Source organism: Corynebacterium spheniscorum, from assembly GCF_900113445.1.
In the GTDB taxonomy this organism is placed as follows: domain Bacteria; phylum Actinomycetota; class Actinomycetes; order Mycobacteriales; family Mycobacteriaceae; genus Corynebacterium; species Corynebacterium spheniscorum.
In genome coordinates this window covers 1-22,738 of record NZ_FOPJ01000014.1, presented here as the reverse complement: position 1 = coordinate 22,738, position 22,738 = coordinate 1, and the positions used below count along the sequence as shown (strand labels likewise).

Genomic DNA, 22,738 nt, shown 5'->3' with positions numbered 1-22,738 from the left:
TTTGAGGTTTTGTTTTAAGCATTATGTGCGGTGGGGTGCACCACCACGGGAACGCTGACGTGCCGGAGGAACTCGGTGGCCGTCGAGCCAATAAATACGCGCTCCAGGGGCCCCATGGGATGAGAGGCGAGATAGAGCAGATCGCCCTTCTTCCACTTCAAGGAATCCACCGCGCCGGACCATCCGGTGCCGGTACCAATATCGGTATTTACGGTGAGCTTCGGGAAGTGCTGACCGACAATATCGCCGCCACGATCCAACATTGCCAGGGAATGTTCCCGCCAGGGATCTCCCAGCTCTGCGGCAAGATCCAAAGTGTCGGTACGTGGCGAATCCACCAGGCCTTCGGGGGAGAAGGCGAGCAGCCGTAGTGGAACTTCCCAAAGATCAGCCCAGGCAGCAGCAAGCAGGAGAGAGGGTTCGTCGATCTCGAAGGTCTCCAAGAAAGCGAAGTTCACGCGTGTGACACCACGTTTGCTGAGCTTTACGGCACGAGGTACCAGCCCTAAGGGTTGTGGGGAGGAGTGCAACATGGCATCGGCGGTGCTGCTGACTAAGAAACGTCCCTTAGCTGCGGCGGCATCGGAACCAAGAATGATGAGGTCTGCGTGGAAAGCATTGGCTTCTTCAGTGAGCAATAAGGACTCAGAAGGGCCATCGCGGAAAACCGAGAATTCTTCATCCCACTGTTCCTTGGGGATACCAGCATTATGGAGTGCTTTTTTCACGGTGGCGCGTGAGGTATGGGCTTCTTTTTTCACCCACTTGCGGTATTTGCCGCCGAGCTTGGCTAAGGAGACAGCCGGCCAAGGGCGAACGAAAGTGGTCACCGCACGCACCCTAACCCGCATTTTTGAGGTGCGAGCGATCCACGCTGCGAACTCGCAGGGCTCAGCTCCATCATCACCGGGGCGGAGAGCCACGAGAACGCGGATGCATTCCTGGGGTGCGATAAGCCGGGTGTTGCTCGACTTTGCGCTAGCCGTGGGTTCCGGCGTGGCGGCTAATGCCTCTTCCGACATATTGGGTGTTGCCTCACTCATCACGAGAGGGAAGGAAGGATTCCAGCATGAGAATCTCTGCGCTGTACGCATGTGCCCTACGGGACTTCATCATGCTGCTTCCTAGCTTAAACATGTCGGGAAGGTTGTGGGAAGAACTCAAGAAAAACAACCCCCATACTCACCTGGGGCGAGTACGAGGGTGAAAGACGTGGTGAAGATGACGAGAGCGAAAGCTTCAGAGCAGTGGTTACAGAGTTCCGCGCTGGGATTCCTCTTAGGAAGCCTCGGGTTTGAGCAGGTGCTGTCCACCGTAGGATTCAGCCAGCGCATTAATGACGTCGGTGATTTCATCAGCGGCGCGTAGTTGCTCTTCATTAAGGGAAGAAAGCATCTCCGCTAGGTATTGGATGCGCTCTTCGCCTACGCGGGCAAGCTCATCGGAGCCTTGGACGGTGAGGCGAACTCGAACGCCGCGGCGGTCGGAGGTATCGCGGAGGCGCTCAACGAGGCCACGCTGCTCAAGTTGGTGCAGCGCATTCGAGGCGGTAGGCATGCGGATGCCTTCCTCGCGCGCTATCTGACTAATGCGGGAGGGGCCGTTTTCCTGAAGCCGCGTCATGATCGATAACTGTGGGCCGGTGAGATCCGATTGCTCAGCAATACGGAAATACATGACATATAGCTTCGTCATCGCCGGACGGATGCGGCGAGCAATATCCTCTGGACTGGGGGAACTCATGTGTTCATGATAGACCGAAATTCTAGGTTCGTGATATTCACTCGCGCTACACGGCGGTTCAGAAGTTCTTCCACCGCAGTATCTAAGTAACCTAAGCGTCTGCACACTAATGGTTGCCTTAGCCGTGACCTGCGAAAATATTGGTTAAACGCGTCAAGTGCGGAACTGGCGATACAATTTAGAGCTAATTTGTACAGTGCTAATTTTGGGCTAACTAAAAGCTTTCTTTACCTGCTGGCTAAACGATGTGCATAAGCTACCCCAAAGCGCAAGGCCGGTACTTAAACAGCGATAGTTTCTCGCTACAAACCAAATAAGTCACTTGAACTATTGAGGTGCTGTGGTGGGCGCTAGGCGTGAATGTGCACCTGGTGGAAACATCGGCTGAACTGGGGTGACCTAACGTTAGGAACGCGCTTGTGAACTTACTTAAGTCCGGCTTTCGAGTTTTCGGAGTCTTAACTATTAGTTCCGGTAGGGAGGCGCCTGGAAGTCCTTTGGTGACCCGGTGATTAGTTACTCTCAAAGGTGGGAACAGAGTTCAAGAGGGGCTATCTGAATGTGGTGGGGCACACCAAGAAGCTATCTAAGGTCCGGATTTCATAGGACTTTATGAGACAGTGGGGTAGTGCCACCCACAGGCGGGGGAGTAAGGGGGTATGGAGCTCCCGCGCCTTAGAGTGGCTCACAGCGTATGGACTACTCCTCGGAGATGAACTTCTCCAGGCGAGCACGCGCTTCATCATCACCGAGCTGCTCTGGCGGGGACTTCATCAAATAGGAGCTAGCGGGCAGAACCGGGCCAGCAACCCCACGATCAAGAGCGATCTTGGCGGCGCGCACCGCATCAATGATGATGCCGGCGGAGTTAGGAGAGTCCCAGACCTCAAGCTTGTACTCCAGGTTCAAAGGAACCTCGCCGAAGGCGGAGCCTTCTAGGCGCACATAAGCCCACTTGCGGTCATCGAGCCATTCCACATAGTCACTGGGGCCAATGTGGACATTGCGGTCATTGATCTTGCCGGCCAGTGGACCTTCCTTGAGGTTGGAGGTCACCGCTTGGGTCTTGGAGATCTTCTTGGACTCCAGGCGGTTGCGGTCCAACATATTCATGAAGTCCATATTGCCGCCCACATTGAGCTGCATGGTGCGCTCTAGGCGCACGCCACGGTCTTCAAAGAGCTTGGCGAGCACGCGGTGCGTAATAGTGGCCCCCACCTGGGACTTAATGTCATCACCAACGATGGGCAGACCAGCGTCTTCGAATTTCTTGGCCCACTCCGGATCAGAAGCAATAAATACCGGCAGCGCATTGACGAAGGCACAGCCCGCGTCGATGGCAGCTTGGGCATAGAACTTATCGGCTTCTTCCGAACCCACCGGCAGATAGGAGACCAACACATCCACCTTGGCATCCTTCAGTGCCTGGGCCACATCTACCGGCTCTGCATCAGATTCGGTGATGGCTTGGTGGTAGTGCGTGCCCAAGCCGTCGTAGGTGGGGCCGCGCTGAACGGTGACACCGGTGTTGGGCACATCTGCGATTTTGATGGTGCAGTTGCGGGAGGCATCCAGTGCCTCGGATAGGTCTTTGCCGACCTTGGCGGCATCCACATCGAAAGCAGCGACGAATTCAACATCGCTGATGTGATAGTCACCAAAGCGCACATGCATGAGCCCAGGGACCTTCTGATCATCCGGGGTATCCCGGTAGAACTCGACGCCCTGCACCAGCGAGGTAGCACAGTTGCCGACGCCGGCGATGGCTACCCTGACCTTCTTGCCCACGATGAATTGCTCCTTATGAAGAGTGGTCTTGCGTAATTGAAAATGGGCACGCGAAAGACTCGTGCTACCCGGAGGCAACGTTATGCCAGCAAACTGGGCTTTGGGGGAAGGGCCACTGCCTGTACCGTTCAAGATCCGCTGTGCTTCCTCTCACCCTCACCACTTAAAGGGAGTGTGCTTAGATGGGGTACCGTGCCCGCTTATCGCAATCTTCTCTCCCATGCGCTGCAACGCCGTCGCGTACTGCGCCGGCTCAAAGCTGGGCTGATTGAAAGAGAAGATGTCTGCGATGCCGATGGCATCTTGGTGGCGGCCGCGGAATTTCATGGCGAAGAAAGCCCCACACCCTGCCCGATCTGCGGCAAACCCTTAAAAGACGTGATGTGGGTGTATGGGGCCTCCGCACCAAGTGCCACGGTGGCTGGGGAGCTAGTGGAAAACCCATCTGGGACTGCCCGAAGTGAAGCGGAATTAGAAGCACTGATTGACCAAGTTTTTCAGCGTTCTTCCAAGGCCGAACCCTTAAGCGTGCATTGGGTGGAGGTATGTCCGCGCTGTCGGTGGAATTTCCTTAACGCCACCGCTGAAGCAGTACGCGGCTAAATTAAAAACCCAATCTCGCGTACTAAAACAGCCAAGGTGTGGCATAGCCTTCACCCCCTGACTGTCGCACAGGGGATACCGCACACCGCAGCCCGCGGGTCTCGGGTGAAGCAAAGAAACCAGGGAAATGGTCGCATTTCTACTGGGAATAGGCCAGGGTAATTCCCCTGAATTGTGTACGAGGAAGTAGGGTTTGGACAGGGTACGACGCGATGAAGAACAGGGGCATATGGTGACGGAGAAGAAGGATTCTTCGACAAAGCCGCGGCGCTCGCGGCGCGCACAGGCGCAGAAGAAGAAGCATAAGGGCCTCAAGCGTGGGCTACTGGCGCTGGTTCTGGGCCTAGTATTGCTGCCGCTGGGCGGATTTTTGGCGGCGTACATCATGGTGGATGTGCCGGAACCGGAAGAATTGACGGTCAAGCAGGTCTCCCAGATTTATGCCGCTGATTCCACCACTGAGCTGGCGCGCATTGTGCCGCCGGAAGGTAATCGGCGGATCGTGAAAATTGAGCAGATCCCCACCGCGGTGCGCAACGCCGTGCTCGCCGCCGAAGACCGTGAGTTTTATACCAACCAAGGTTTTTCTTTTAGCGGGTTTGGGCGTGCCGTGATTGGGCAGCTCACCGGTAACCCGACCTTAGGTGGCGGCTCGACGATTACCCAGCAATATGTGAAGAACGCCTTGGTGGGTAATGAACGCTCCTATGAGCGTAAAGCCAAGGAGCTGGTGTACTCCGTGAAGATGGCCAATGAATGGTCCAAGGATGACGTGTTGGCGGCATACCTTAATACTGTTTATTTCGGCCGCAATGCCTATGGTGTGGAATCCGCCGCGCATGCCTATTTTGGGAAATCCGTGTCTGACCTGGGCCCCGCAGAAGGGGCGGTGCTGGCGGCCAGTATTCAGCGCCCCAGCCAATTGGATCCCTGGCAAAACCCCGAAGGCGCGCATGCCCGCTGGAACTATGTGCTAGATGGCATGGTGACCACCGGGGCCATCACCCAAGCTGAGCGCGACGCGATGGAGTACCCCGAAACCACCGACCCTGCGTTAAACCGCACGAACACTGAGGCGGATGGCCCGAACTCCCTGGTGAAGAACCATGTGATTGCTGAGCTAGAGGAAAAGGGCATCACCGAAGCAGACGTGAGCACCCGCGGCCTGCAGATCACCACCACCATTGATGCCCAAGCACAACATGCCGTGATTGAGGCAATGCGTTCGCAGCTAGAAGGCCAAAACGATAACCTGCGCACCGCCGCGGTGAGCGTGGATCCCGCAACCGGTGGGGTGCGTGCCTACTATGGCGGCGATGATGCCGGCGGCTGGGATTATGGCACCTCGGCTTTGCAAACCGGTTCGACCTTCAAGGTGTTTGGGTTGGCAGCTGCCCTGCAGCAGGGCATTCCCACCAGCACCATTTATGAATCCTCCCCGGTGACCATTGGGGATTTGACCATCACCAATGTGGAGGGCGAGGACTGCGGCTATTGCAGCATTAAGCAAGCGCTGAAGGAATCGCTGAACACCAGCTTCATCCGACTCCAAGAAGACCTCAAATATGGCCCAAAGGACACCGCCGATATGGCGCATGCTTTGGGCGTGGAGCGTTCGCTACCGGGAATTCCACACACCTTAAGTGAAGGTGATGGGGATGCCCCCTATGCCGGTGTGATTTTGGGGCAGTACCTTTCTCGCCCCATTGATATGGCCGTGGCGATGGCCACCCTGGCGAATGAGGGTGTGTGGCATGACCCGCACTTTGTGCAGCGCGTGGAAACCGCCAATGGGGAAGTGCTCTATGAGCATGAAGATGGCCCCGGTGAGCGCCGCGTGGACACCAATGTGGCTAATAATGTGCTGGACGCAATGCTGCCGATCGCGGGCTGGTCCAATGGCAATAACCTGGCTGGGGGACGGCCTTCTGCAGCAAAAACCGGTACCGCACAGCTGGGTGATACTGGCCAAAATAAGGATGCTTGGATGATTGGCGCGACTCCGCAGCTATCCACCGCGGTGTGGGTGGGTTCGGATGATAACTCCCCGATCACCACGCCTTGGGGTGGGTTGATGTATGGCGCGGGGCTGCCGGCCAGCATTTGGAAAGCCACCATGGATGGTGCCTTGGAGGGCAAGGAGATCCGCAACTTCAATCCCCCGAAGCCCATTAACTATGGCATTGGCAATAAGGCCGGTACGCCTTATGTGCCGCCGGTGATTACCCAACCGACCCAAGAAGCTGACCCCAGCGCCGAACCTGGTGAAGGGGAAGAAGGACAGGATCCGGAGAACCCGCAAAACCCCGCTGAGCCGGGTCAACCTGGGGCTCCCGCGCCGGGGCACCCGGGGCAACCAGGCCAGCCGGGGCAACCGGCGCCACAGCCGGCACCCCAGCAGGGCATTGAGATACTGCCGGGCGTGTTCCTTCCGGCACCGCCACAACGGCAGGGTTAAGGCCAGGGGTTAAACCGAAAGGGAGCTTTTCTGAAGGGTTGGTCCCGAGAGAGCTGGCCCGCATAGCCTCCGTGGGTGCTGAACTATCTCTTTTAGCTCAGCACCCACGGAGGTTTCTTTATATGAGGAGCTGAGTGGGATCTGCCCCGATAGGTGCGCGTGCCCTGAGCGCCGCTGTCTCCCGAGGCTCCTGCATCCCGCAATCCGCTCGGTAAGCCGCCACCAATACCCCCGCCTGCTTCTTGTCTTCATTCGTTTTAATCAGCAGCCCCGCTATTTATCACCACCTTCAGGCCCTGGGATGCCACGTGGCCGGGTATAAATACAAGGGTGACGCAGTTGTCCCTAAGACACTGCCCCCCCCTGAGAAAACGAGGAGCGCTCCCGTGACCCCCAGCGATGGACAGGTACCCGAGAACCAAGCCGCTGCCCCAAAGGCCACCGCGCCCAAGGCCACCGAAGCCACCGCGCCCACGGCAACCACCTCCACCAGCGCCCCAATCTCGCACCGCTACGTCGAACCCTCCACCACCGAGCCTTTCGCTCGCGCTTGGACTAATTTCATCGGCGGGAACCTCGGCGACCACGGCCTGCGCGGCACCCAACGCTATTGGACCCCCTGGCGCCTTATCGTCCTGGTCGGCTCCTTCCTGCTCTCCCTCGGTTTCCTCAGCAAAGCGCATTGCGTCCCCGGCGCCATCAATGAAGAAGGCACCCCCTACCTCAGCTGGCCGGGGCACCGCCAAAACGTCTGGGGCTGCTACAACGACATCATCCCGCTCTTCGGCGGCCGCGGCCTCGACCAACCCGGCTTCCCCTACGCCTACTCCTGGACCGAAGGCGACATCACCCGCTACATGGAATACCCGGTACTTGCCGGACTCTTCCAAGGTCTTGTCAGCAGCATCTCGCGGGCTACCTTCGGGCTAGTCCCCCAATTCTCCGCCTTCGCCATTCCCCCAGCCTCCTGGTACTTCATCATCACCTGCGTGATCTTGGGATTCATGTGGCTGGCCACCTTAAATCTGGTTGCCCGTCTGATGGGCCCGCGCATCTGGGACACCATGATCGTCGCCGGCAGCCCCATGCTCATCGTCCACGCCTTCACCAACTGGGATATCCCCTCCATCTTGCTGGCCACCCTCGCCATGTACTGCGTGGCCCGCAACCGCCCCGGCCTCGCCGGACTTTTCATTGGGCTAGGCACCGCATTCAAACTCTGGCCACTTTTCCTCCTCGGCGCCTATCTGGTCCTTACTTGGCGCACCCGCCGCTGGCCGGAATTCCTCCGCATGCTGGGGGTTACGGTCATCAGCTGGGTGGTTGTCAACGCCCCCATCTACTACCTTTACCCCGAAGCCTGGCACGAATTCTTCCGCCTCAACCGCACCCGCGGGCCTGAATGGACCACCATCTGGGCGGTCGCCAGCCGACTCATCGGTTCCAGTACCGAGCCCCATTTCTTCGAACCAAAACTCATCAATACCCTGAGTTTTCTGCTCTTCGCGCTCTCCTGCGCCGCCATTTTCTTCTTCGGTATCCGCCTTAACCGCACGCCCCGCGCCGCCGAATTAATGGTGCTCATCATCGCCGCCTTCCTTATTTTCAATAAGGTCTGGAGCCCGCAGTATTCACTCTGGTTACTCATCCCCGCGGCCTTCGCGCTGCCCCGCTGGCGCCTCCTTTTCGCCTGGGGAGTCACCGAAATTCTGGTGTGGCGCATCCTCTTCTGGTTCTTCCTCGGTGCGGACAACAAAGGCGCACCTGGCGCACTACTTAACCTCATCGTGCTGATCCGCGATGCATTCATCATCGCCATCGTGGTGCTGGTGATCCGCCAAATGCTCGCCAAAACCACCGACAAAGTCCGCGTCACCAGCAGCACCGACCCGCACTACGATCGCCTCGCCGGCTGCTTCCACACTCCCACAAGCGCACCCAAAACCCTCAGCGCCGAGGTCATCCCCGCGGAGGCAGCACTGCCGCCAACAACACCGGTGCAGGTTGCTGGCACTGATTTTGCTTCCCCCGAGAACCGCGCCCGCGGCGGCAGGCATAGTTCCGGCACCTAGGGTGCCCGGGGGCTTGCCGCACCACATTGAATTGTTAGGCTCAGGGATAGTGCATTCATAGCCTTGTTCTGCTATTGCCCTATGAAGGAGGCCTACTGTCCATGCTTACCCCGCAACGCGCCCGCACCGCTGTGGTTCTCGGTGTCACCGTCTTAATGATTCCTTCGCTGGTGTCCTGTTCTTCCTTAAGCTCTTCTAGCTCCAGTGTCACCGTCACCGAAACCGCCAGCTTCACCACCACCGTTACCGAAGCACCTGATGCTGCTTCTGTACCTGCAGCGGCCGCACCGACCAGCGCAGATCATGGGGAGGTACCCTGTGCTGCCAGCTCTTATACCCCGGATGCTGAAAAAGACCTGGTTGATGAGGGTGTCACCAAAGAAGAAGTAGATGAGGTGCTTCGCCAAGGTTGTACTGCCGCGAAGTGGGATAATGACGGCTATTGGGAGATCGAGTGGGGTGACATCGAAGTGGAGATTTACCCGGATGGCACCGTGCGCGATGTGGACCGCTAAGCGCTAACTTCACAAGCTCAAGGTCTTGGGGTAGGTTGAAGGGGTTGCTGACGCAACGAATCCTCCTGCTGCATCCAACAGGGAAGCAGCCGAACTACTACTAGACCACAGGAGGTGATGAGGTCCGTGCGTCACTACGAAATTATGATCATCCTGGATCCTACCCAGGACGAACGCACTGTAGCCCCGTCCCTGGACAAGTTCCTCGAAGTTGTCCGTAAAGAAAATGGCACTGTCGAAAAGGTTGATGTGTGGGGTAAGCGCAAGCTTGCGTACCCGATCAACAAGAAGGACGAAGGCGTCTACGTCGTCGTCAATCTGGACTGCGAACCTGCCACCGTGCAGGAATTCGACCGTCTGCTGAACCTGAATGACAACATTCTGCGCACCAAGGTCCTGCGCACCGACAGCTAAGTGAAAGCTTCAGCCTGACAGCTGCGCGCACCTGCACCAAGGTGTGCACAAAAGACGTGTTGAGGACTTTTATTAACAACCCCCACGCTCAAGGGCTTGGTGTGCTGACGCGAGTTGCTAAAACTCACTACGCTTCTAAGCCAAGTGGACAAAAGACCTAATCAACACATCACTAGCTTTCAATATCAGGGAAGGTACCCAGCATGGCACAGGGAGATACCAACATTACGATCGTCGGCAACCTCGTTGCTGACCCGGAATTGCGCTACACCGCGTCTTCTATCGCAGTAGCTAATTTCCGCGTTGCTTCAACGCCTCGGCGTTTCAATAGCCAAACTAACCAGTGGGAAGACGGCGAAGCCCTCTTCCTTACCTGCAATGTGTGGCGCCAAGCAGCGGAAAATGTCAAGGAATCCCTGACCAAGGGTATGCGCGTTATTGTTACCGGCCGTCTTCGCCAGCGCTCTTATGAGACCCGCGAAGGCGAAAAGCGCACCGTATTCGAAGTGGAAGTCGACGAAGTCGGCCCCGCTTTGCGCAATGCCACAGCCAATGTCCAACGCAATGCCCCCCAAGGTGGCGGCCCAGGTGGTGGCGGATTCAACGCCCCGCAGGGTGCTCCCCAAGGTGGGTTCGGCGGCGGTGCTCCTCAAGGTGCGCCGCAGGGCGGCTTCGGTGGTGGCTTCGGTGGCGGTGCCCCGCAGGGTGGTTTCGGAGGCGGTTCTTCCGCCAATGACCAAGCCCAGCAGGACCCCTGGAATAGCGCCCCTCAATCTGGCGGTTTCGACCCCAATGATGAGCCTCCCTTCTAAATAGCTGTCCGCATCAGGCACTTTCCGCGCTGTGCAAACCTAACGCAGTTCAGCACTGTTAAAAACTCCACACACTTCAAGCATCTCCTTAGCTTTTGCAGGCTAAGTGAGGTGAAGCAAGCAGAAAGGCAGGGATCATGAAACTGATCCTCACCGCCGCCGTTGAGAACCTCGGTGTCGCTGGCGACATCGTTGAGGTCAAGGACGGCTACGGACGCAACTACCTGCTTCCGCGCGGCGTCGCCATTGTGGCTACCCGTGGCGCTGAGAAGCAGATCGAGGGAATCAAGCGTGCCCAAGAGGCCCGCGCGATCCGCGATATCGACCACGCTCGCGAAGTCCGCGAGCAGCTTAATAACCTGGAAGGTGTGACCATCAAGATGCGCACCTCCGACAAGGGCAAGCTCTTCGGCTCGGTAAAGGCAGACGACATTGCCGATGCTGTCAAGCAGGCTGGCGGCCCCACCCTGGATAAGCGCAACATCATTGTGCCCAAGGGCCTGGTGAAGACCACCGGTTCCTACCAGGTTGACGTCAAGCTGCACGAAGACATTGCAGCCAAGGTGAACTTTGAGGTCGTGGCCGCCTAATTAGGCACCAATGCCACGACGGCTTCCGTTTATAACGCGAAGCCCAACGACAACAGCGCACTGCGAGACCCCTCTTTCCACATTGAGTCGGAAAGTGAGGGTCTCTACGTGTCTCTACACCCCATGTGTATTCGCGGTAGGGGAACTACGGAAATTTTTTTTAGCGACGTTGCACCGCGGCTTAATCGGAGTGTCTTCTCGGCACCCGGAATTCCCCAAGTTTCCCACATTCCTCAGCTGTCCCAAGGCCTGTGGATAACTTCTTCAAAAATGTGGAGAAACCCCTTTTCTTGATGTGAAGATTCTGCCAGCTCAGAACCTTAAAGGGCCCTTAGCTCCCAAGGAACACGAATGCAAACCTGCAGCGTAGAAGGGTTATCCTCAATTGGAACCCCAGTTGTCCACAACTAGAAACCATAGTTGACCTGCGATAACGATGATCACTGCCGGCAGATGCCAAGAGTTATCCACAGGTTATCCACAAGCGGCCTCCCATATTCTGAGAAATCTGGGGATAACTCCTTTTACGCTACCGAACGTATCCACAGGCGGTTGTGGATAAGTTGTGTGAAACTCGGTGCTTCTGCTGAAATTATCGCCACCGCAACATAGGAGGTACGGGGCTTGTGCCCCCGGCTGTTTCATAGCGGTGAAAGACCCACGTAGGCTAGTGCTCGCTAGCGCCTCTTGTTCATGAAGAAAGGTTGAGGAACACCACAGCGATATGAGTGCATCCGAGAATCCTTCACCCAGCTTTGATGACAATGCGCAGGTGCCACCTCCGCCAGAAGCTCCAGAAGCACCAGTGCCCGAAGAGATCTATACACCAGACCTTGATGGGCTAGCTGCCGCACCGGACTTCTCTGTCCTAGGAGCTGCTAGCCCTACACCCTATGGTGGGCCGGGCTATGGCAGCTTCGATGATGCGGCTTTAAACCGCTATGGCGATGGTGGATATGGGGGAAGCTCGAGCCACGGCAGCTCGGGTCGCAAAAAATTCCGGCAAGACAGGGGGAACTACGGAATGAACCAAGGAAGTAGCGGCGACTATCGCCGTATGCCGCATGACTCGCATGCCGAAACCGGTGTGCTGGGTGCCATGATTCTTAGCCCAGGGGTGGTGATGGATGTCCTCGACACCCTGACCCCAGAAGATTTCTATGAGCCACGGCATCAACTGATCTACAAAGCCATCATTGATCTTTTTAGTGAAAATAAGAAGATCGACGCGGTGATTGTGGCTGACCGCCTTAAGCAAAATAAAGAACTTGAGCGCGTCGGCGGGCACATGTACCTCATGGAGCTGCTGGAATCAGTCACCACCGCAGCCAATGCCCGCTACCATGCCGAAATCATCGCTGAGCAAGCCACTTTGCGCCGCATTGTTAATGCCGGCACCCGGATTGCACAATTGGGCTTTGAAGGCGTGGAAGCTGCCGATGCGGACACCGTGTTGGATATGGCCCAACAAGAAGTCTTCGCCATTGCTCAACGCAATGTCACCGAAGACTATGCGGTGTTAGCCGATATTTTGCAGCCCACCATGGATGAGATTGATGAGATCGCAACCCATGGTGGTTTAGCGGCCGGTATCCCCACGGGGTTTATTGACCTAGACAATGTGACCAATGGTTTGCATGGCGGCCAGATGATCATTGTGGCTGCGCGCCCTGGTGTGGGTAAATCCACCTTGGCCTTGGACTTTATGCGTAGCTGTTCCATTAAGAACAATAAAGCCTCGGTGATCTTCTCCTTGGAAATGAGCAAATCTGAGATCGTCATGCGTTTGCTCTCCGCGGAAACAGAGATCCCGCTATCTGATATGCGTTCCGGCCGGATGACCGATGAGGCGTGGGCGAAGCTGGCTAACCGCGTGGGGCAAATCGCTGATGCGCCGCTCTATATTGATGATTCTTCGAACCTGACCATGATGGAGATTCGCTCTAAGGCGCGCCGGTTGAAACAAAAGCATGACCTGCAAATGGTGGTGGTGGACTACCTGCAGCTGATGAGCTCCGGTAAGCGTGTGGAATCGCGTCAGCAGGAAGTCTCGGAATTCTCCCGCCAACTCAAGCTATTGGCGAAGGAATTGGATGTTCCGGTGGTGGCCATTTCGCAGCTGAACCGTGGCCCGGAATCGCGTACCGATAAGCGCCCGCAGCTAGCGGACTTGCGTGAATCAGGTTCGCTGGAACAGGATGCGGATATGGTGATGTTGCTCTATCGCCCTGATTCGCAGAATAAGGATGATCCGCGTGGTGGTGAAGCTGACATTATTTTGGCTAAGCACCGTGGTGGCCCGATCGATACCGTGACCGTGGCCCATCAGCTGCGCTTCTCGCGTTTCGTGGATATGGCGCGCGGCTAACCCCCAGCCCCTTGATCACGGGGGTTCGATGCCCGCACAGCATGCATCACCCGATCTCGGGGAAGGCACGGGTTTAAGCCTCTGCGCGCCCGCCTTTGGCGGCGGTGACGGCGGCGCGTGCCACCGGGACGATGGATAGTAGTGCGACGAAGATGCCGGCGATGAGGCATTGGGTGTAGCCAAAGCGTGGGCCGAGGAAGCTGAGCACGAAAGGGGCGAAGAAGCCGACGTAGGTGAGCGCGTAGTAGATGGCGGTGAGTGCGCCGAGTTCGCTGCGCGGGGCGATCATTTGGACTTCGCGGAGGCCGGAAACCATCATCGTGCCGTAGGCGGCGCCCAGCATGAAGGCGGCGGGGATGACCCATAGTGGGTTCAGCGTGATGGTGACGATCACACCAAGCGCCATGCCGGCGGCAGTAAAGAGCAGGCCGATGACCGCTGGGGGGATGAGGTCAGTGCCGAAGCGGGTGGCGAGCGGTTGGATGAGCGCGCCGGTGAGCATGGTGATGCTGGCGATGAGTCCGGTATAAGCCACCGGGATGGAGACTTCGCCGACGACCAGGCTGGTCAGTGCCGCAAAGGAGGTGGTGGCGGTGCCGAATACCCAGGGCGCCCAGGCGGCGACCGCGAGTAGGAAGCGGGGGCTCAGAGCCGTGCGGGGGAAGTAGGTGCGCGAGGGGCTGGCTTGGATTTCTGGAGAGGGGAGGTTCCATACCAGGGGGATGACCACCATCATCAGGCCGATGTGGACGATATAGGGGAAAAGATCGGGGTGTGGGAACCATTGGGCGATTGCCCCGGAGATTAGCGGGCCGGAGCCAAAGCCTGCTGAAAGTGCGGCGGTGGCGCGGCGCGCACCTTGGCTATCGGAGCCGGGGGAGAGTTCTTTTAGCCAGGCAGCACCGGCGGCCATCATCAATCCCACGGCAACGCCAACGATGAACCGGCCCACACTCAAGATGAGGAAGGAGCCGGTCATGCCGGCGGCCAACACAATGGAGCCGATGAAGATGGTGACGAGTGACGGCCGCACAATGGCGCGGCGTCCGCGGACATCCGATAGTGGGCCGCCGATGATCAAGGCGGGTACTAGCCCGAGGACATAGACACCTAGGAGCCAGGTGACTTGGGATTGGGAGAGGTCGTCGATGACGCGGTAGCTGGGGAGAAGAGGTGCGAAGAGGTTCGCCCCGAAGCCGATGGAGAACATTCCTAGGGCAACGCGGAACCAATCTGCTTTCAGCATGTCGGGTGATGCCTCCCTTCGCGGTGCAGGCCTGTGGAGAACGCGGTCAGTGATTGCGTTCGCTCAGGTTAGGGGTTGTGCGGGTATGGGTAGTTATGGGTAGTTGCTTAGTTGGTTACTAAGCTGCTTAAGCACAAGGGTGTGGAGCGGCTGCGGTGAAGATCATAGAAATGGAAACTACCCCGCACTCGGCACCACACTTGTGGCGTGAACCACAAGTTAGCACTGGGTGGGGGTAGTTTGGCTAAGCGGGGGACAAAACCCAAGGAATTCGGGCTGAGGGTTGACCCCATCTCGGGGTAGTAAGGGGTCGGTGGTAGGAACCTTAAAGTAGCGGTTTCGGAGGGGGTTCAAGGGCGCCGCTGGCGCCACCAGCGCGCGGTGTGCGTGCGGTACGTGCGCTTTAAAGATCCGGCGCGGAGTGCGCCTGGAAGCCGCGCAGGCGAAGCGAATTGGTGACCACAAAAACAGAAGATAATGCCATCGCCGCACCCGCCAGCATGGGGTTGAGCAACCCGAGGGCCGCTACCGGGATGAGGATGATGTTGTAGCCAAAAGCCCAGAAGAGGTTCCCGCGGATGGTAGCGACCGTGCGGCGCGCTAGCCGCATGGCATCAACCACGGCTTCGAGGTTCTCCCGCATCAAGGTGATATCGGAGGCCTCCACGGCCACATCCGTGCCACCACCCATCGCAATACCTAAATCAGCTTGGGTAAGGGCAGCAGCATCATTGACACCATCACCGACCATGGCCACTACCTGGCCTTGGCGCTGGTGATCACGCACCGCCTGCACCTTATCGGCGGGGGTGACTCCACTCATCACATCCTGTGGGGCAATATCCACTTCAGCAGCTACCGCGGCGGCTGGTTCAGCCGCATCACCGGTTAAAAGTACCGGGTGAAGCCCTAACTCGCGGAAGTGGCTAATGGCGCTGGCGGATTCTTCGCGCACCTCATCGCGCATGCTTAAAGCGCCAATCAGCTGGTCATCTACCTGCAATTCCACAATCGTGGCGCCGGAGGCACGTTCTGCATCCACCAGGGCGGCTGATTCTGGGCTAAAAGCTTCCACACGGCTTAGCGCCCGTGGTTTGCTTACTTCCACACGGTGGCCATTAATCAACCCGCTTACGCCACTTCCGGCATGGGCTTTGAAATTATCCACCGCCGGTAATGCGCGGCCAGCATGTGCTGCGGGGCTTTCTTCCCAGGCCCGCAGAATTGCGGCAGCAATGGGGTGTTCACTACCGGCCTCCACGGCAGCGGCCGTAAGCAGCACATCATCTTTAGTGGTGTTGCGCGCCGGGATGATTTCCCTCAATGTCATTACCCCGGTGGTCACGGTGCCGGTCTTATCCAACAAGATGGTGTCTACCTTGCGGGAGTTCTCCAGCACCTCCGGGCCCTTAATCAAAAGCCCCAGCTGCGCACCGCGCCCAGTCCCCACCAGCAGGGCAGTAGGAGTAGCCAACCCCAAAGCACAGGGGCAGGCAATCACTACTACCGCCACGGCGGCAGCAAAAGCTTGGGTGGTGGGGGCATCACTTAGCCATAGGTGCAACACCAAGGTGAGGATGGCAGCCAGAATCACCAGCGGCACAAACACCTGGGAGATACGATCCACCAGTTTTTGCACCGGGGATTTCCCAGCCTGGGCTTCAGTAACTAAGGCGGCAATCTTCGCCAAGGTGGTATCAGAACCAACCCTGGTGGTGCGCACTACCAGCCGGCCTGAGGTATTCATGGTCGCGCCAGTCACCTCATCACCCACGGTGACTTCCACCGGTACGGATTCCCCGGTCAACATGGATTCATCAACCGCGGACGCCCCTTCCACAATCACCCCATCGGTGGCGATCTTCTCGCCGGGACGCACCAGGAATAGGTCATCTACCTGCAAAAGGTGCGCGGCGATGCGCTTTTCTTTGCCATCGATTAAAGCGGTGGCCTCAGTTGGGCGAAGGCTGAGCAGCGCGCGTAGGGCTGCCGAGGAGCGTCGCTTGGCGCGGTGTTCGAACCAGCGTCCGAGAAGCAGGAACACCACCACCATGGCGGAGGTTTCTAAATAAATATGGGAAGCACTATCAGCAGCACGAGTACTCAAACTCATATGCATATGCATGCCAATCTCCCCGGCTTCGCCGAAGAAGAGCGCCCATAATGACCACACATAAGCAGCAGTGGTGCCCAGCGATACCAGGGTGTCCATGGTGAAGGCACCATGGCGCAGGTTAATCACCGCGGCGCGGTGGAAGGGCCACCCGCCCCACAGGTACACCGGGGTGGCCAACACCAAGGCCACCCACTGCCAATAGTCGAATTGCAACGCCGGGATCATACAAATCAACATCACCGGCAAAGCCAACACCGCAGAGATCACCAGGCGGCGGCCTAACACGTCTCTTTCTTCTACGTGTGTATCCGCATTCGCCGGTGCAGAGGTGCCAGGTGCGGCAAACCCCTCAACCGCCGTACCCGCAGCATCCTGCGTGCTGTGCCCGCGGGTCTCGGGGGAGGCAGAGTCAGAAACTACCGTGGCGCCATAACCAGTCTTCTCGATGAGGGCAAGGAGCTCCTCATTGCTGGCGGCACCACCTTCTAGCTGCACATTCGCGCTTTCCGTGGCGAAGTTGACGGTGGCTTCAACCCCGGGGAGTTTATTGAGCTTGCGCTCCACCCGCGAGGAGCAGGAGGTGCAGGTCATCCCACTAATCGCCAGCTCCACGGTGCGTGAGGTGGGTTGGGAAGCAGGGGCCTCAGCTGCCTCCTCGGATGCCCCAGGCACTACGGTCGCCCCAGGCACTACGTTCGCCCCATACCCGGTTTTCTTTACCACCTCGATGAGCTCTTCGCAGGAAACCTGCTCGGGATTAAAGTCGATCGACGCAGTTTCGGTCGCGAAGTTCACGCTGGCCTCAACCCCATCGAGTTTATTGAGCTTGCGCTCCACCCGGGATGAACAAGAAGTACAAGTCATCCCGCTGACGGCGAGGTCAACGTGTTGCTTCATCAGGTAGCGAGTCCTTTCGCGCTAAAAGTTAGTCCTCTTCGATCACTTCATAGCCGGCTTCCTCGACGGCCGCGGTGACCTGGGCGTCGGTGAAATCATGGCCGCTGACCCGAGCGATCCCGGACTCCAGCTCCACAGTGACATCAGTCACGCCGTCGATTTCGCTGACTTCTTCAGTCACGGCATTGCTGCAATGTTCGCAGGTCATGCCCTTAATGCGATAGTTCTTGGTCATTGTTGACCCTTCCTTTCATGTCAATAGTTCGCAGGTTTATTTCTGGGTTTCCGCGAGCTTCCTTCAGCAAAGCTTGGAAGGATGGGGAATAATCAGCGCCACGCGGTCGGTTGACCCTAATAAGTGGCGTGTACCCATCGACCATAGACAGATCGCAAGCGATGTGCGTGAGGCCCGCAGGAGCACGCGATGCGCCACACCTGCAAGCTACTCGCAACATTCCAAAACTGACAGGAGTCACCCCAAAAATGGCAACCATCGACATCACTGAGGACACTTTCGAAGCCACCGTGAGCGGTGAAGGAATCGTTATTGTGGACTGCTGGGCATCCTGGTGTGGCCCGTGCCGCGCCTTCGCCCCCACCTTTGAGAAGGCCAGTGAAGAAAACCCCGAGATCATCTTCGCGAAGCTAGATACCGAAGCTAACCAGGCGTTGGCCGCGGCCCTGGAGATCCAGTCGATCCCTACGCTGATGATTTTCCGCGACGGCATTATGGTGTATCGCGACGCCGGCGCTTTGCCTTTACCGGTGCTCACCGACCTGATTAACCAGGTCAAGGCCCTGGATATGGAAGATGTGCGCCGCCAGCTCAAGGAGCAAAACGAAGCGCAGTAGTGTGTGAGGGCCCTTTGGGTCTTGGGGTTTTAGGCTGTGAGCTTTCCCCGAGACCCGCGGGCTAAGCCCCGGCACTTTCCCCGCCGGGGAGGGCCGGTGCAGGGGTCTGCCGCGCCGGGATAGTGCCTTGGGCCGGAGTAGCCCGAGGGAATGGGGGTAGAGATGGGGGTATGGCGGGGCAGTGTATAAGCCGACGCTGATATGTACAGCGCACGTAGACTAGGCCCTGATTCTGATTGCCCGCGCGCTGTAGCTTTTATTTGTGCGGGTGATGAGCATAGACAGACTCTGCGTTCGCGCTTAGCGTTCGCGCGAAGAAAGGCGTACATATCATGGCGAATCCTTTGAGCAAGGGCTGGAAATACCTCAAGGCATCCTTGGATCAGAAAATCGATGAAAATGCGGATCCGAAGGTACAAATCCAACAGGCCGTTGAAGCCGTGAAAGCCCAGCACCAGGCGATTAGCGAACAAGCCGCTCGCGTGATCGGCAACCAAAAGCAATTGGAAATGAAGCTTGATCGCCTGCGCAAGGATCAAGAACGCCTGCAGCAACAAGCCCGCGATGCACTTCGCGCCGCCGATACCGCCGAAACCCCAGAAAAGGCCCAACAGTTCAGCAATACCGCTGAGGTGCTGGCCACGCAGCTGGTGTCGGTGGAACGACAGGTAGAAGAAACCGCTGCCCTTCACTCCCAGGCGAAAACCGCCGCGGAGCAGGCCCGCCAGCAGCAAAGCGAATCTGAAGCCAAGCTCCAAGAACAGCTCAGCCAGATTAATGAGCTGCGCTCCCAAGCGGATCAAGCCGCCATGCAAGAAACCGCCACCCAAGCCATGGACACCATGGGCACTTTCAAGCCCGATGATGCGGTACCCACCTTGGATGCGGTGCGTGAAAAGATTGAGCGCCGCTATGCCGATGCTTTGGGCGCCCAAGAACTAACCCAGAGTTCGGTGGGTGGGCATATGGCTGAGATCCAAAGCTCCGGCACTGATATGAAGGCCGCGGCCCGACTGGAGGAGCTGCGCGCCGAGCTTAATGCCGGTAAATCCGATAAGGCCCCGGGTGAGTTAGAACGCGGAGCTGAGGAAGCTGCTGATGCTGGCGCTGGCGCTGAGGTCGCCGCCGAGCCCCAAGATGCTGTTGTGGAGGAAACTACACCCAAGCAGGGGGCCAAGGAGGCCGCCGGCGCTGAGGATCTTTCGCAGGATCCCGCAGATGCCGATGCCGCGAACTCCACTGAATTTGAGGCTAAGGAGAACCCAGAAGCGCAGGGTACAACGGATAAGCCCGCTAACTAGGGCAGCGATCGGGGATAACCTTAGGAAAACCTCGCAGGCCTAGGGCGGTGTTTCGCCTAAAAATTGCAGGCGAGTCCTCTTCCTGGAAGCCCTTAAGCAAGGTAGCGTTAGGTACGAGGTTTCGCTAGCAAGCCCCGGCAACAAAAGAGACGGTGTTGCCGGGGCGCTGGCGTTTTTAGACACTGAGCCTAAGTATCCGAACCAAAGCAAAAGCGGCGTTGGGGAATGATTGATCTCCAACGCCGCTTTTAGTGTTAGCGCCTAATTTCTGCGCGACACATTAATCAACACCCCGCGGATACCGGAGTGGAAACCATCGCGCAGACTCACGCGCTGCGTTTCGCTGAGCGTGTACTCATGCAAAGTTTCACAGGCGAATTGCAATAGCGGACGGTCGATCTCTGGGGGCAAACCACCACCAGAAAGCAAGTGCGCATTATCGCGCTGATCCGTGGTCGCCGCATGCTCATACCACCACGATGCGTACTGTTGGCCCACATCAAACGGGGTTTGATAACCACCAGAGGCCCACACCTCATTGGGTAGCGGTACATAACGCGAACGCAATTTCCTGCGCGGCGCCATCATTGAAGGCTTCGGCACCGCAGTGGGCTTCGGAGCCTCAGTGCTGCTTGTGGCAGACTCGCTGCTGCTCGAAGCATCCTTGGTGGCCGTAGCATCCTTAGCCGTCTCGGCATTAGCGTTCGAGGTGCCGGATGTTTCAGCAACCGTACGCGGGGTACTTGAGGTACTTGCCGCCACCTCAGCGGCCGGATCAATGGTTTCAGCCGGCTGCTCATGCTTGGGCTCCGGTATAGCCGGGGCATGTTCTTCGGTCTCTGCATCCAAGCGTGCATGCGCGCCGGGGATCGCTGCTGGGGTAGCGGCCGGGGTGGTGCTGCGGCGAATGCTTTCCCCAGGTTGCGGGGAAGCAGGCTTTAAAGGCTCGCTATCGGTGTCGGCATCCTGCTGCGCAGAATGATCCCGCCGAATCGAACCCTTCGAAGCCGAAGCTCCCGCCTGGCCTTCTTCAGTACGCTTCGCTTGTTGCCCCAACGCGGTGCTGGTAGCACCGGCTGCGGGGCCTGCGATTTCTTGGCAACAAGAAGAACTACCCTCGACCTGCGAGGTATCGGTGTCGCTGGATTTTTCGCTGCTGTCAGCAGAGCCCGGCTGTGCAGACTCAGTGCTGCTGTTTGGTGCGCAGCAGCTATCCGAAGACTGCACTTCGGAGGCTTCACCCGAAGTCGCCTGCGAGGCCTCGCAGGCGGTATCCCCCGAAGCATCTTCAGCATCCTCGGGGGTAGTGCGCGAACGGACCACCGGTGGCAGTGGACCTTCGAGTACCTGCAATTGCATGCACTCGGCAAAGTCTTCGCGCGGATCCAAAATGGTCGTGGAATCACAGGCGTGACGCAAAAGCGAGGACATCGAATCCCAGCCGAACCCGTAAAGGTGAACGCGAATACCTGCAGTTACCGCTTCCTCTACGCCCGGAATCATATCGGCGTCGCCGGAAACTAACACAAAGTCAGAAACTTGCCCACGAGCAGCTGATAAAACCATGTCGGCTACCAGGCGAGTATCTACCGCCTTCTGGGTACGGCGTTCTCCCCATTCAATTAAATGCCCAGCTCTTAATTGCACACCCTCACAAGTGCGCAAAGAACGTTGATAACGGTGAGGCCCGGAATCTGGGATGCCGTCGTACCATAATTGTCGGTGAACGGGCTGGTCCAGCTGAGTTTGGACCATCTGACCTAAAACATTAACGACCTCCGGAAGATCAATTTCTAATTGTGCGCGGGCCCCGGTCTCCCACGAGTTGTAAAAGCTCGCCAGTAGATATGAGGTATCCACAAAAAGCAGTGTGCGTTCAAGCATGGCTCCTAATTCCTAATTCATAGAGGTGTTAACACCTGTACGCCTGCATCTCTTCGATACTGGCTGCGAAGACAAAACTTAACCATGCCCTCGTATCCACCAACCCCATCAACGAGGAGCATGGGAAACACTAAAGGTGCCTCCTCATATTCCCGCCACTAGGGCACGACCGCAGAGCAGACGTACATCTCAAGATTATGCAGTGCGCTTCAAGCTCGCATAAATAAGGGTACGGGCGTACAAAATTTCAGTCCATCTCAACGCACTGCACAGGGGGTGCATTTAACACTGTCTCCCGAGGCTAGCGCCCACACACCACGCCCGCTCCCCGCGGGGCAAAGGTACAGAGCTATCCCCGAGATCGAAGCCCCGACGGTCTCCAATTCCGCTCAATGCTGAGCATAGGACGCCGTTATCCGCACCAATTGCTCTTAAGGCGCGAGATTGTGCCTAAAAAACCGTGGTTGACCTGGGGGTTTGTGAAGTGTTGTGGGGGTGTGTAACTTTATGGGGGTCAGCATGACTGGTTGCGGCCTTCGTTTGCGGAGGTTTGTGTGTTGGTCTGCTGGTATTTTTGACTCATCTTCATCTCCTGTCTTGGTTGGCGGGTTGGTGTGGGTGTTGGTCTTGATGTTTGAGAACTCAATAGTGTGTTGATGTACTTTTGTTTGTTTTGTGCATGGTGTTTGTGTTTGTGACCGTGTGTGGTTGTGTGCCGGGTGGCCTTGAAGCACTGGCATCCTTTTTTGTGAAGGGTGTGTTTTCGAGGGGCCATGAAAATATTGTCTTGTTTGGTGCATGATTTCACTGTGTTGTCATGGGCATGGATTTTTCTGTGTGCAGAAATTTTGTTTGGTTGGGTTTTTCCTCGTCGGATGCCGACTGAACGTTTTTTTGATTGATGACCAGTTGTTTTTGTCAGGTGTTGGGCTCTTTATCAAATTAGGGTCTTGTTCTGATTGAACTGATTTTTTGTGGAGAGTTTGATCCTGGCTCAGGACGAACGCTGGCGGCGTGCTTAACACATGCAAGTCGAACGGAAAGGCTCCAACTTTGTTGGGGTACTCGAGTGGCGAACG

The 22,738-nt window shown here is 57.4% G+C and carries 16 protein-coding genes, 1 rRNA gene and 2 pseudogenes; 11 read left to right on the top strand and 8 right to left on the bottom strand.

Translation table 11 applies throughout. The features are described from left to right. Positions 1 to 14: 14 nt before the first annotated feature. From BMZ01_RS09365 to BMZ01_RS09355, 3 genes are all read right to left on the bottom strand, one after another. Positions 15 to 1,043 carry a universal stress protein gene (locus BMZ01_RS09365; protein WP_223845953.1) on the bottom strand — a complete coding sequence of 343 codons (1,029 nt, stop codon included), beginning with the start codon at positions 1,041 to 1,043 and terminating at the stop codon, positions 15 to 17. A gap of 235 nt (positions 1,044 to 1,278) precedes the next feature. Next, positions 1,279 to 1,743, bottom strand: a complete 465-nt coding sequence (locus tag BMZ01_RS09360; RefSeq protein ID WP_092286748.1) for a MarR family winged helix-turn-helix transcriptional regulator — start codon at positions 1,741 to 1,743, stop codon at positions 1,279 to 1,281. 699 nt (positions 1,744 to 2,442) lie between these two features. Then, entirely contained in the window at positions 2,443 to 3,531 is a 1,089-nt protein-coding gene (locus BMZ01_RS09355) for an inositol-3-phosphate synthase (protein WP_092286746.1), read from the bottom strand. 192 nt (positions 3,532 to 3,723) lie between these two features. On the opposite strand from BMZ01_RS09355, the gene BMZ01_RS09350 reads away from it, so the two are divergent. The 8 genes from BMZ01_RS09350 (at position 3,724) to dnaB (ending at position 13,363) form a co-directional block, all read left to right on the top strand. Continuing rightward, positions 3,724 to 4,134 carry a DUF5318 family protein gene (locus BMZ01_RS09350; RefSeq protein ID WP_092286744.1) on the top strand — a complete coding sequence of 137 codons (411 nt, stop codon included), beginning with the start codon at positions 3,724 to 3,726 and terminating at the stop codon, positions 4,132 to 4,134. Between the two features lie 229 nt (positions 4,135 to 4,363). Continuing rightward, complete coding sequence (locus BMZ01_RS09345; protein WP_092286742.1) at positions 4,364 to 6,592, top strand: transglycosylase domain-containing protein; 2,229 nt, start codon at positions 4,364 to 4,366, stop codon at positions 6,590 to 6,592. A gap of 386 nt (positions 6,593 to 6,978) precedes the next feature. Further along, positions 6,979 to 8,664: a glycosyltransferase family 87 protein gene (locus BMZ01_RS09340; RefSeq protein ID WP_092286740.1), complete on the top strand. Its 1,686-nt coding sequence runs from the start codon at positions 6,979 to 6,981 to the stop codon at positions 8,662 to 8,664. Positions 8,665 to 8,765: 101 nt separating this feature from the next. Continuing rightward, a complete protein-coding gene (locus BMZ01_RS09335; protein ID WP_092286738.1) occupies positions 8,766 to 9,179 on the top strand; it encodes a hypothetical protein in 414 nt (137 codons plus the stop codon). A gap of 117 nt (positions 9,180 to 9,296) precedes the next feature. Beyond that, on the top strand, positions 9,297 to 9,593 hold the full coding sequence (rpsF, locus tag BMZ01_RS09330) for a 30S ribosomal protein S6 (RefSeq protein ID WP_092286736.1): 297 nt from the start codon (positions 9,297 to 9,299) through the stop codon (positions 9,591 to 9,593). A gap of 203 nt (positions 9,594 to 9,796) precedes the next feature. Continuing rightward, positions 9,797 to 10,405 carry a single-stranded DNA-binding protein gene (locus BMZ01_RS09325; RefSeq protein WP_092286734.1) on the top strand — a complete coding sequence of 203 codons (609 nt, stop codon included), beginning with the start codon at positions 9,797 to 9,799 and terminating at the stop codon, positions 10,403 to 10,405. A 137-nt stretch (positions 10,406 to 10,542) separates the two neighbouring features. Beyond that, positions 10,543 to 10,995: a 50S ribosomal protein L9 gene (gene rplI, locus BMZ01_RS09320; RefSeq protein WP_092286732.1), complete on the top strand. Its 453-nt coding sequence runs from the start codon at positions 10,543 to 10,545 to the stop codon at positions 10,993 to 10,995. Positions 10,996 to 11,719: 724 nt separating this feature from the next. Next, complete coding sequence (gene dnaB, locus BMZ01_RS09315) at positions 11,720 to 13,363, top strand: replicative DNA helicase (protein ID WP_223845952.1); 1,644 nt, start codon at positions 11,720 to 11,722, stop codon at positions 13,361 to 13,363. A gap of 73 nt (positions 13,364 to 13,436) precedes the next feature. Here the strand turns inward: dnaB and BMZ01_RS09310 are convergent, their stop codons facing one another. From BMZ01_RS09310 to BMZ01_RS09300, 3 genes are all read right to left on the bottom strand, one after another. Then, on the bottom strand, positions 13,437 to 14,609 hold the full coding sequence (locus BMZ01_RS09310; RefSeq protein ID WP_092286730.1) for an MFS transporter: 1,173 nt from the start codon (positions 14,607 to 14,609) through the stop codon (positions 13,437 to 13,439). Positions 14,610 to 15,012: 403 nt separating this feature from the next. Further along, positions 15,013 to 17,622, bottom strand: coding sequence for a heavy metal translocating P-type ATPase (locus BMZ01_RS09305; protein ID WP_092286728.1), 2,610 nt, complete (start codon positions 17,620 to 17,622; stop codon positions 15,013 to 15,015). A gap of 28 nt (positions 17,623 to 17,650) precedes the next feature. Next, on the bottom strand, positions 17,651 to 17,857 hold the full coding sequence (locus BMZ01_RS09300) for a heavy-metal-associated domain-containing protein (protein WP_092286726.1): 207 nt from the start codon (positions 17,855 to 17,857) through the stop codon (positions 17,651 to 17,653). Between the two features lie 248 nt (positions 17,858 to 18,105). Between BMZ01_RS09300 and trxA the strand changes: the two genes are divergently transcribed. Beyond that, positions 18,106 to 18,474 (top strand): thioredoxin, encoded by a 369-nt coding sequence (gene trxA, locus BMZ01_RS09295; RefSeq protein WP_092286724.1) that lies wholly within the window; start codon positions 18,106 to 18,108, stop codon positions 18,472 to 18,474. Positions 18,475 to 18,806: 332 nt separating this feature from the next. After that, on the top strand, positions 18,807 to 19,775 hold the full coding sequence (locus BMZ01_RS09290) for a PspA/IM30 family protein (RefSeq protein WP_092286722.1): 969 nt from the start codon (positions 18,807 to 18,809) through the stop codon (positions 19,773 to 19,775). Positions 19,776 to 20,036: 261 nt separating this feature from the next. On the opposite strand, the pseudogene BMZ01_RS11565 reads toward BMZ01_RS09290, so the two are convergent. Together BMZ01_RS11565 and BMZ01_RS11560 are read right to left on the bottom strand one after the other, a co-directional pair. Continuing rightward, a pseudogene (locus tag BMZ01_RS11565) lies at positions 20,037 to 20,393 on the bottom strand (NYN domain-containing protein); the annotation flags it as partial. A gap of 693 nt (positions 20,394 to 21,086) precedes the next feature. Further along, positions 21,087 to 21,659, bottom strand: a pseudogene (locus BMZ01_RS11560) (NYN domain-containing protein); the annotation flags it as partial. Between the two features lie 971 nt (positions 21,660 to 22,630). Here BMZ01_RS11560 and BMZ01_RS09280 point away from each other — a divergent pair. Then, positions 22,631 to 22,738 (top strand): 16S ribosomal RNA (locus tag BMZ01_RS09280); the annotation flags it as partial.

Coding starts and splice junctions, on each gene's coding strand:
- BMZ01_RS09365 (WP_223845953.1), bottom strand. CDS start 1,043: ATGAGTGAGGCAACACCCAATATGTCGGAAGAGGCATTAGCCGCCACG.
- BMZ01_RS09360 (WP_092286748.1), bottom strand. CDS start 1,743: ATGAGTTCCCCCAGTCCAGAGGATATTGCTCGCCGCATCCGTCCGGCG.
- BMZ01_RS09345 (WP_092286742.1), top strand. CDS start 4,364: ATGGTGACGGAGAAGAAGGATTCTTCGACAAAGCCGCGGCGCTCGCGG.
- BMZ01_RS09335 (WP_092286738.1), top strand. CDS start 8,766: ATGCTTACCCCGCAACGCGCCCGCACCGCTGTGGTTCTCGGTGTCACC.
- rpsF (WP_092286736.1), top strand. CDS start 9,297: ATGAGGTCCGTGCGTCACTACGAAATTATGATCATCCTGGATCCTACC.
- BMZ01_RS09325 (WP_092286734.1), top strand. CDS start 9,797: ATGGCACAGGGAGATACCAACATTACGATCGTCGGCAACCTCGTTGCT.
- rplI (WP_092286732.1), top strand. CDS start 10,543: ATGAAACTGATCCTCACCGCCGCCGTTGAGAACCTCGGTGTCGCTGGC.
- dnaB (WP_223845952.1), top strand. CDS start 11,720: ATGAGTGCATCCGAGAATCCTTCACCCAGCTTTGATGACAATGCGCAG.
- BMZ01_RS09310 (WP_092286730.1), bottom strand. CDS start 14,609: ATGCTGAAAGCAGATTGGTTCCGCGTTGCCCTAGGAATGTTCTCCATC.
- BMZ01_RS09305 (WP_092286728.1), bottom strand. CDS start 17,622: ATGAAGCAACACGTTGACCTCGCCGTCAGCGGGATGACTTGTACTTCT.
- BMZ01_RS09300 (WP_092286726.1), bottom strand. CDS start 17,857: ATGACCAAGAACTATCGCATTAAGGGCATGACCTGCGAACATTGCAGC.
- trxA (WP_092286724.1), top strand. CDS start 18,106: ATGGCAACCATCGACATCACTGAGGACACTTTCGAAGCCACCGTGAGC.
- BMZ01_RS09290 (WP_092286722.1), top strand. CDS start 18,807: ATGGCGAATCCTTTGAGCAAGGGCTGGAAATACCTCAAGGCATCCTTG.